The organism is Acinetobacter sp. UBA3025, assembly GCF_002367915.1.
Lineage (GTDB): Bacteria > Pseudomonadota > Gammaproteobacteria > Pseudomonadales > Moraxellaceae > Acinetobacter.
The window spans coordinates 1-3,058 of the sequence record NZ_DFDO01000065.1; the positions used below are offsets into that span (position 1 = coordinate 1).

Here is a 3,058-nt window from a genome sequence, read left to right on the forward strand (position 1 = left end):
AGGCGTATGGCTGCATTGGATCAGGTAGAACATCCACGTGATGCTAAAGCCACCATGCAGGTCATTGATGGCATTGAAATGGAGTGGGATGAACCGCTGGTGACCCATGAACAGATGGAACAGTTCTACCCGCATCTGGAAAAAATGCTGGCAGAAATTGAATTTATGGATCCAAAAAACCCACGATTACTTCCTTTACGCTTGCGTCGCCTTTTCGGACGTATACAATTAGATCGTATGGAATATCACTTACTTCGTGGTATTTTCACTCGTGTTCAGGCACTGAATAACGGCACCTGGAAAAAATCTTCCCATACATCACAACAGGATGAGGATCAAAACTAATGCTAAAACAGCTCAAAGAAGATATCCAAGCTGTCTTTGCGCGCGATCCTGCAGCACGCAATACTTTAGAAGTCTTAACCACCTACCCTGGCATCCATGCACTGATTATGCATCGCATGGCACATGAGCTATGGAAAAAAGACTGTAAAGGTACAGCGCGTGTTTTGTCCTCTTTTAGCCGTTTTGCAACAGGTATCGAAATTCATCCGGGCGCCAAGATTGGTAAACGTTTTTTCATTGATCATGGCATGGGCGTTGTGATTGGCGAAACTGCGGAAATTGGCGATGATGTCACCCTGTATCATGGCGTCACTTTGGGTGGTACCACCTGGAATAAAGGCAAACGTCACCCGACTCTGGAAGATGGTGTTGTCGTTGGTGCAGGTGCCAAGATTCTGGGACCTTTTACTGTAGGTAAAAATGCCAAGGTTGGTTCCAATGCTGTGGTTACCAAAGCAGTTCCACCGAATACCACAGCGGTCGGCAACCCAGCGCGCTTTATCACCAAAGATCAGCCGAGAGATGATGCTGAAGCACGTCGTCGTGATTATGCTGAAAGCATTGGTTTCCAGCCTTATGCAACTACACAGGATCAGACAGACCCGATTCTTGAAGGTATGCGTGTTCTACTTGACCGTATTCAACAAAATGAAAAACGCATGAATACATTGTGCAATCGCCTGTCTTTGCTTGACCCGACTTTTAAGAAAAATCAGTTGAATGAACAGCCATTTAGCAAGGAAGAACTTAAAATTCTGGAAGATGCGCGCCGTGAGTGCGAAGCACAAACCAGTCAGTCCAAGGCCTGACTATAAATCGTAATTCTTTTGTAACACGCATTTGCTTGCATGATCGCAGCACTTTTCATAGACTGACGATCATGCATTTTTTGAATAGATGTTTTAAAAAATAACATGAATGGACGGATATTATGACCTTGAAGCCCTTAGCAATTGCTTGCTTAGCTTTTACCATGACGGCGTGCTCTATGGCACCGACCTCAAGCAAACAAGAACAGAAACCAGCTGATCAGGTAGTTTTTGTTGAACCTGAACTTACTCCGCCATTTTATGCTTTAAATCCATTTAACTATAACGAACCACCTCCATTTGAAGTACATTTGCAAAAAGCCGCTGCGCAGCCAGTGACAAAAATGGTGGTGACTGATCCTAAAGATCCGTCTAAACAGTTAACCCTAGATGTAAACAAGCTGATTATCCCGATGGTGGATAGCAATACACGCAGTATGCGTTATGCAGCACTTGCCAATGAAAATGAAATCGACATTACTGAAATCGATGATTTCTTGCAGATGGTAGAAGGTAAAGCGCGTCATTATCCACCCCGCTTTAGCGACCGTCAGGAACGCCGTGGTTTTGAAGCAAAACTTCGCGAAGTTTCTCAACAGCTGGATACTTTAGCTTCACGTCCAAATGCTTCATTTGATGTATTAATGCGTGCATTTAAAGCCAGCGTTATGGCACGTAATCTTGATTTAGGTTCTATCTATACCACCAAATCAATGACCTATGCACAGCGCATTCTTCGTATCAACCAGGATGATGCTGAAGCAAACTTCTGGTTTGGCTTTGGTCTGTCTGAAGGTGGCGGTCACCGCGAAGCAATTCAGTATCTGGACAAGGCAATGCAGGCGGGTGTTCAAGAAGCTTATTTATCTGCGGCAAATAACTACATTGCCATGGAGAATAAAAAGAACGCTGTTCAGGTTCTGAATAATTACAAAATTAAATATCCGCAAGAAGCTGAAGTCGCTGATCGTCTGATTCAGGAAATTGAAAAACAGGGTCGCTGGAACGTATGGCAAGTCATGCAAACAGCCGCTCCTGCACCAACAACCCCTGCGCCTACACCAGCACAATAAGCTATATTTCAGATTCATAATATTACAAATAGACCGCTCCGGCGGTCTATTTTTATGGGAAAAAATTAGTAAAATACAAAGCATTATCAAGCTTTATAATTTTAAATGAGTGTTCAAAGTCTTTATGCACGAGAAAATAAATAAGATAGCATTACTTTGCACTGTACTCATGACAGCTGTACTGAGTGGCTGTCAGGTGGTGAGTGTTAAAGAGCAGGCTATTAATGTCACCATCAATAATGAACGCGATAGCATTCTTACACGCGATAAGTTGAGTGAAGCCAGTCTGAATGTCCTGTCCATGACCGGACGTGAAGCACAAGTCTGTGAAAATAATCCAGAAGAATGTGTGAAAGAGCTACAAGAAATTCCACAGATTCTGGATGAGCAATTACTTTCAACATCGAGTGAATTATATCTAGCTAAATCACTCCAGCTGGGTAAATCGGCTGAATGTAAAACCAGTGCTCTGGCTAAGACCCGATCTGAAGAAAAACAGCAACTGCAAACCCAGAACCTGCAAAAATGTCAGGAACAGCAGTTACAAATGCTGGATAAAAGTATCCGCTACAGTTATGCCTATCTGTTTCAGACTGAACGTGCACCACAGGACCGGATCTTCGACAACCGACAAGTTCAGATTCGTGACTTTTATAACCTGGCAATTGCTCATTTAATCCAGATCTACGCGGAACGTTATAAAACTAAAGAAGCCGGTCAACGTCTGCAGGTTGGCAACAGCGTCTATACCATTAATCTGGACAATTTCCCCCAGCTCAAGAATCAGCCAATTGAACAGTTAATGTCGACCTATAACATGAACTTCTCTGG

2 protein-coding genes and 2 pseudogenes are annotated in these 3,058 nt (G+C 43.3%); all 4 read left to right on the plus strand.

The window, feature by feature from the left end:
- A pseudogene (locus B4J23_RS02670) lies at positions 1-345 on the plus strand (tRNA (cytosine(32)/uridine(32)-2'-O)-methyltransferase TrmJ); the annotation flags it as partial.
- The gene (gene cysE / locus B4J23_RS02675) at positions 345-1,154 is read left to right on the plus strand and encodes a serine O-acetyltransferase (protein ID WP_125278357.1); all 810 of its coding nucleotides are present in this window, start codon (positions 345-347) and stop codon (positions 1,152-1,154) included. The pseudogene B4J23_RS02670 and the gene cysE, both read left to right, overlap by 1 nt.
- A gap of 122 nt (positions 1,155-1,276) precedes the next feature.
- On the plus strand, positions 1,277-2,227 hold the full coding sequence (locus B4J23_RS02680; RefSeq protein ID WP_004786208.1) for an ABUW_2363 family tetratricopeptide repeat lipoprotein: 951 nt from the start codon (positions 1,277-1,279) through the stop codon (positions 2,225-2,227).
- A 124-nt stretch (positions 2,228-2,351) separates the two neighbouring features.
- Positions 2,352-3,058: pseudogene (locus B4J23_RS02685) on the plus strand (alpha/beta hydrolase); the annotation flags it as partial.

What these genes read in the sequence shown, in the direction of transcription:
- cysE (WP_125278357.1), top strand. Translation starts at nt 345, where the DNA reads ATGCTAAAACAGCTCAAAGAAGATATCCAAGCTGTCTTTGCGCGCGAT.
- B4J23_RS02680 (WP_004786208.1), top strand. Translation starts at nt 1,277, where the DNA reads ATGACCTTGAAGCCCTTAGCAATTGCTTGCTTAGCTTTTACCATGACG.